Source organism: Clostridium uliginosum (assembly GCF_900112485.1).
Taxonomy (GTDB): Bacteria; Bacillota; Clostridia; order Clostridiales; family Clostridiaceae; genus Clostridium; species Clostridium uliginosum.
Genome location: NZ_FOMG01000008.1, coordinates 137072 through 143071, shown reverse-complemented (window position 1 = coordinate 143071; position 6000 = coordinate 137072). Strand labels below are relative to the sequence as shown.

The following is a 6000-nucleotide window of genomic DNA, read 5'->3' as shown; positions in this document are numbered from 1 at the left end:
CAAGGAATCAAAACGAGAAAATATCCTTGGAATTTATGATTCCTAAGAATATTTTTTAAATAAATATTTGTAAAAATTAGTTATTCAACAACCTAAATATATATTATTTTTATATACTCTTTTTTATCTTAATTCATTTATTAAGTTTGCCATTTCTATAGCTGAAACAGCACAATCATATCCTTTGTTTCCAGCTTTAGTTCCAGCTCTCTCTATTGCTTGTTCTATAGTATTGGTTGTAAGTACTCCAAACATTACTGGTTTTTCTGTTTCAAGTGAAACACTTGCAATTCCTTTCGAAACCTCTGCACAAACATGATCATAATGTGATGTTGATCCTTTTATTACTGCTCCTAAGCATATTATTGCATCATATTTAGAATTTTTCGCCATCTTTTTAGCTATTAATGGCATTTCAAATGCTCCTGGTACCCAACTTATATCTATGTCTTCCTCTTTAACTCCATGTCTCTTAAGTCCATCTAAAGCACCATCTAAAAGTTTGCTTCCTATAAATTCATTAAATCTTCCTACTATTATTCCAATCTTTAATCCTTCTGCAACTAATTTTCCTTCAAATGTATTCATTATTTATTCCTCCAATTAATTATTATTTTTTATTTTAAATTCACTTTTTTAAACTTATTTTTTTAACTTATTTTTTAAATTTACTTTTTGTATTGAACCATGTAAATACATCTAAAATTCACATAATTCAATGCATTTATGTTTTACTTGTAATAAATATATACTCCTTAGACCTTATAGATAAATATTACCCTTCTTAAACACTAATTCTTATATGCTTAATAAGTGATTCATTCTTTCCTTTTTAGTTTTTAGATAAAATTCATCACTTTTGTTTAGTGGCATTTCAACCGGAACTCTTTGTGTAACATTAATACCATTTTTCTTAAGTCCTTCGATTTTTTCAGGATTATTTGTAATTAATTTAACTTTATCTACCCCTAGTATTTTTAACATATCCGCACTAACTTTATAATCTCTCATATCTACTTCAAATCCTAATGATAAATTTGCATCTACTGTATCTAGTCCTGTATCTTGAAGTGCATATGCTTTTAATTTATTTAAAAGACCAATCCCTCTTCCTTCTTGCTTCATATATAAAAGTATTCCTCTTCCTTCATTAGCTATCATCTTCATAGATGCTTCATATTGCTCTCCACAATCACATTTTTTTGATCCTAAACTATCTCCTGTTAAACATTCTGAATGAATTCTAACTAGTACTGACCCTTCACCTGAGATATCTCCCTTAATTAAAGCTACATGACAATTTTCTGTTCCTTCTTCTTTAAATCCTAAAATCTTAAAATCACCAAATTTAGTTGGAAGATTTGCTTCAACTTCCTTTGTAACACTGCTTTCATGCTTACATCTATATTTAATTAAATCTTCTATAGTTAAAATTTTCATATCATGTTCTTTTGCAAACTCCATTAAATCATCTCTTCTTGCCATAGTTCCATCATCTTTTATTATTTCACATATGGTAGCTGCACCTTTAAATCCTGCAAGCTTTGCTAAATCTACTGAAGCCTCTGTATGTCCTTTTCTTTCTAATACTCCATTTTTCTTTGCAATTAATGGGAATACATGTCCTGGTCTTCTAAAATCAGCTTTTGCCTCTGACTCAACAAGTTTATTTATTGTATAAGCTCTTTCATATGCGGATATACCTGTTGTTGTATCTTTATGGTCAACTGCTACTGTAAACGCAGTTTCATGATTATCAGTATTATTTTCAACCATAGGATTTAATCCCAACTTTTTAGCGATTTCTTCTTCTACTGGTGCACACACAAGTCCCCTTGCATACTTGATCATAAAATTAATGTTTTCTCCATTTGCTTTTTCTGCTGGAATAACCAAATCGCCTTCATTTTCTCTTCCTTCATCATCCACAATTATAATCATTTTTCCTTCTTTTATATCCTTTATGCATTCTTCTACACTACTAAATTTCATTTCTTTCACCTCATTAAAATTATTTTAAAGTTATTATTAAAAACCATTCTTTGATAAAAAATCCATGGTTATATTGCTTGCTTTTTGAGTATTTCTTGTATCATCTTTTTTATTTATTAACTTCTCTATATATTTACCTACTAAATCACATTCTAAATTAACAAAAGAGTTAACCTTTTTATCTATTAAAGATGTGTTTTCTAAAGTATGTGGTATAACTGATACTTTAAATACTTCCTCATCCACATAAGCTACCGTTAAGCTTATTCCATCAATTGATATTGAACCTTTATATATGATGTATTTTAGTACGTCCTTAGAAGAAGATATTGTAAACCATGTTCCGTCAACTTCTTTATTAATAGATATAATCTTTCCAATTCCATCTATATGTCCACTTACAATGTGTCCCCCAAATCTATCTTCTAACTTCATTGCTCTTTCTAGATTAATCTTATCTCCTAACTTTAAATTTCCTAAGGTACTTTTGTTTAATGTTTCTCCCATAATATTTGCTTTAAAAGAAGAACTTTTAATTTCTAGAACCGTAAGACATACACCATTACTTGCAATACTATCTCCTATTTTAGTGCCTTCTAAAACTTTATCTGCATTAACTTCTATTAATCCAAATCCTCCACCTAAAGTAAGTTTTTCTAAAAATCCAACTTCTTCAACAATTCCTGTAAACATATAATCATCTCCTCTCAAAATTGTTTTAGACATATTTTTAAAAATAACAAATCAATTTTGTGTCATACTACGTCGGCATATTCGCCTAATAGCTAAGATATAAGCCAAACATACATCCTTGCCTGATACAAAATATATATCGCATCTTTGACTTGTTATTTTCTTTCATTTACCTTAGCTTAAATATCCTTCTACCACTATCTCATTACCTAGTTTTTCATAAGTTACATCTTTTAAATTTATAGCATCACTTAATTTAAAAAATCCTTCTCCACCTATACTGCTTTTGCTTTTTTCTCCTCCTAAAATTTTAGGAGCAATATAAAATCTAACTTTATCTACTATTTTTTCTGAAAGTGCTGAAAAATTTAATGTACCTCCACCTTCTATTAAAATAGAATCTATTCCAAGTTCACCAAGTTTAATCATTAATTTTCTTAAATTTACTTTTTTATCTTTTTCTTCTACTTCAATTACCTTAACTCCGAGTGATAATAATTTTTCTTTTTTTAGTTTATCTGAATTTATAGTTGTTGCAATTATAGTTGTTGCTTCTTTATTTTCAATAACTTTAGCATTTATAGGTATTCTCAAAGTGCTATCTAACACAATTCTTATAGGATTTCTTCCATTTTCAATTCTGCAGGTTAACTCTGGATCATCCATAATAATTGTATTTACTCCAACCATAATCGACGAAAGTTTATTTCTTAATAAATGTCCATCTCGTCTAGACTCATCTGAAGTAATCCATTTAGATTCTCCTGTACATGTAGCTATTTTTCCATCTAATGAAGTTGCAGTTTTTAAAAAAACAAAAGGGATTTTTGTTTCGATATACTTAATAAATACTTCATTAAGTTTTATGCATTCCTCTTTTTTTACTCCAGATATTACTTCAATACCTTTTTCTTTTAACTTTAAAATACTTTTACCACTTACTAGTGGATTTGGATCTAACATTCCTATTACAACTTTTTTAAATTTCTTTTCAATGATCAAATCAACACATGGAGGTGTCTTACCATAGTGTGCACAAGGTTCCAACGTAATATATATTGTACTTCCTTCCAGTATTCCAGTTGAATTTTTGATTGCATTTACCTCTGCATGTGGACCTCCATAATACTCATGATTCCCTTGACCTATTATTTCTCCATCTTTTACTATTACAGCTCCAACTAAAGGATTAGGATTAACTTTTCCAACTCCTTTTTTAGCTAGTTCTAATGCTATTCCCATATATTTATTATCCATTTCCCCTATTCTCTCCTTATTACCCTTTTTTTATTTTTATAAAAATTTAACCCTCTGAAAATAATATCTTCAGAGGGTTAAATAATGGATTTATCTTATATACACTAAAATTAACCAACGGTTTTTATATAATATATAAATTGCTATTAATTTATCCCACACTATATAATTTACAACAATAAAATATAAATTATATTTATTAGTATTTTATAAAATAAAAAACCCTGAACTTTATATTTAAGTTCAGGGAATAAAACAATTTAAATAATAATATTTAAAACCTAATAATTAATTAGATTAATCTATACCATTACTATCTTCTTTTATCCAGACTATACTGTTGGCTTCGGAGTCTAACCGAATCTGCTAAATAATAGCTCGCGGGCTGTACCGCCAGTAGGGAATTACACCCTGCCCTGAAGATTATTTATTTAATTTATAATTTAATTTTATAACTTTTTTTTATTTATGTAAAGTATTATTATAAATAATATTTTTCTTTATTATAAAAAATAGCTTAATGTACTTTTTCTATTTCAAAATTTATATTCATTTCTTTTACCCAATTAATAGTATCATTTGAATCATTCCATGCTTCTAAACCATATTTAATGTAGTGCATAGCTTCTGCATCGCTTCCAAATCTTGATATATTAGGTAGTATCTTAGGAAGCTTCTTTTGTTTTATTATATATTGTATTACAAATGGGTTTTTCTTATATGATCTTCTTAACATATCTTCTGCTTCTTTAATACGCTCTGTTTTATATAATAGTAATGCATTACTATAAATCATTGCTGCTAAATAATCATTATTATATTTTTTGAAAAGAGTTTCTGCATCTTCATATCTTTTTTCAATTAATAACCAACTAGCTAGTATTCCTCTAACCATTAAATTATCTTTTTCATTATATTGTAATATTTGAAAAGCATTATTTATAGCAGCTTCTCTTTCATTCATCTTCCATAGTTGAAGTGCTAACGTATATTTTGCTCCGAAAAATGGTTGAGCTTCTTTTCTTTTGAAAATTTCATTTGAAGCATTTTTTAAATCATCTATAGCTAAAATATTTTGTCCTGCACTAACTGCTTTTTCTAATAATTCTTTTCTTTGATTCTCATTTAAACTAGAATCTTTTGATAAAATTATATATGCATCTGAACAATTTTCACAAATACTTAAAGCTTCTTTTGCATACTTAACTTTTTTATTATAATTTTTTTCATTCCATGCTCTTCTCATTATTTTTTGAGCTATTATAAAGTCTTCATTAACTTGAAATTTTTCCTCTGATTTATCAGCTTCATGGGTTTTCATAACTTTGTCATCATCTTTTACATTTGATAATGTTAAGTTACTTGTTGAATTTATTATCCATATACCATTACCTTTTGATATATTTAAGAGAGTTCTTACTTCTTTTGACTTCATAGATCCTGTACTACTACTAACTCCAAACTCTTTATATAAGTTAAGCGCTTTAATATACGGTTCTTCTTTTATATCAAACAGATTATTTACTGTTCCAATCGCATGCACAATTCCTGCTGCCCATGAAAGGCTTTTTCCTTTTTTTAATACCTCTTCATGGTTTAAACATAAATCTTGTAACGCCTTTATACAAATATTTTCATATTCCACGTTAAGATGTTCTTTTGAAAAGCTCTTTATCTTTTCAACAATTTCTTCGTACTTGCCAATTATTGAGTTAGGTAAATTTTGCATTCTTCTTATAACTCCTTTTTAAAAAATCTCTCATAAATTTAATTATATATATATTGTAATAAAGTCTGTTCATTAAAAATAATGATAATTAAAGTTACTATAATTTAAAATATAACTTTATTAATACAACATATATATAAGTTCTAATTAAGTTTATACATTTGAATTACTGAACTATTAAAAAATTCCTAAGTGAATTTATCCTGCATTGTTAATTGGAACATATATATCTTAAAATTTAAAAATAATATATTATCAATATAGCATATAGTGACTTTTTATTATAACATAATTTATTATAATAAATCAAAAAACTAATCAAGTTTTAA

Annotated in this window: 5 protein-coding genes and 1 riboswitch; all 5 genes read right to left on the bottom strand. The window is 27.1% G+C overall.

The features are described 5' to 3' along the window. Positions 1-123: 123 nt before the first annotated feature. The 5 genes from ribH to BM027_RS07650 all read right to left on the bottom strand — a co-directional run bounded on the left by ribH (position 124) and on the right by BM027_RS07650 (position 5671). Positions 124-588 (bottom strand): 6,7-dimethyl-8-ribityllumazine synthase, encoded by a 465-nt coding sequence (gene ribH, locus BM027_RS07670; RefSeq protein WP_090090434.1) that lies wholly within the window; start codon positions 586-588, stop codon positions 124-126. Positions 589-798: 210 nt separating this feature from the next. Further along, entirely contained in the window at positions 799-1992 is a 1194-nt protein-coding gene (locus BM027_RS07665; RefSeq protein WP_090090432.1) for a bifunctional 3,4-dihydroxy-2-butanone-4-phosphate synthase/GTP cyclohydrolase II, read from the bottom strand. Positions 1993-2028: 36 nt separating this feature from the next. Further along, the gene (locus BM027_RS07660) at positions 2029-2685 is read right to left on the bottom strand and encodes a riboflavin synthase (protein WP_090090429.1); all 657 of its coding nucleotides are present in this window, start codon (positions 2683-2685) and stop codon (positions 2029-2031) included. 174 nt (positions 2686-2859) lie between these two features. After that, a complete protein-coding gene (gene ribD / locus BM027_RS07655; protein ID WP_090090426.1) occupies positions 2860-3942 on the bottom strand; it encodes a bifunctional diaminohydroxyphosphoribosylaminopyrimidine deaminase/5-amino-6-(5-phosphoribosylamino)uracil reductase RibD in 1083 nt (360 codons plus the stop codon). 311 nt (positions 3943-4253) lie between these two features. Then, a riboswitch (FMN riboswitch) is annotated at positions 4254-4370 on the bottom strand. A gap of 89 nt (positions 4371-4459) precedes the next feature. Continuing rightward, positions 4460-5671: a DUF6398 domain-containing protein gene (locus tag BM027_RS07650; RefSeq protein ID WP_090090424.1), complete on the bottom strand. Its 1212-nt coding sequence runs from the start codon at positions 5669-5671 to the stop codon at positions 4460-4462. Positions 5672-6000 lie beyond the last annotated feature (329 nt).

Excerpts from the sequence above, each read along its gene's own strand:
- ribH (WP_090090434.1), bottom strand. The coding sequence starts at position 588 with ATGAATACATTTGAAGGAAAATTAGTTGCAGAAGGATTAAAGATTGGA.
- BM027_RS07665 (WP_090090432.1), bottom strand. The coding sequence starts at position 1,992 with ATGAAATTTAGTAGTGTAGAAGAATGCATAAAGGATATAAAAGAAGGA.
- BM027_RS07660 (WP_090090429.1), bottom strand. The coding sequence starts at position 2,685 with ATGTTTACAGGAATTGTTGAAGAAGTTGGATTTTTAGAAAAACTTACT.
- ribD (WP_090090426.1), bottom strand. The coding sequence starts at position 3,942 with ATGGATAATAAATATATGGGAATAGCATTAGAACTAGCTAAAAAAGGA.
- BM027_RS07650 (WP_090090424.1), bottom strand. The coding sequence starts at position 5,671 with ATGCAAAATTTACCTAACTCAATAATTGGCAAGTACGAAGAAATTGTT.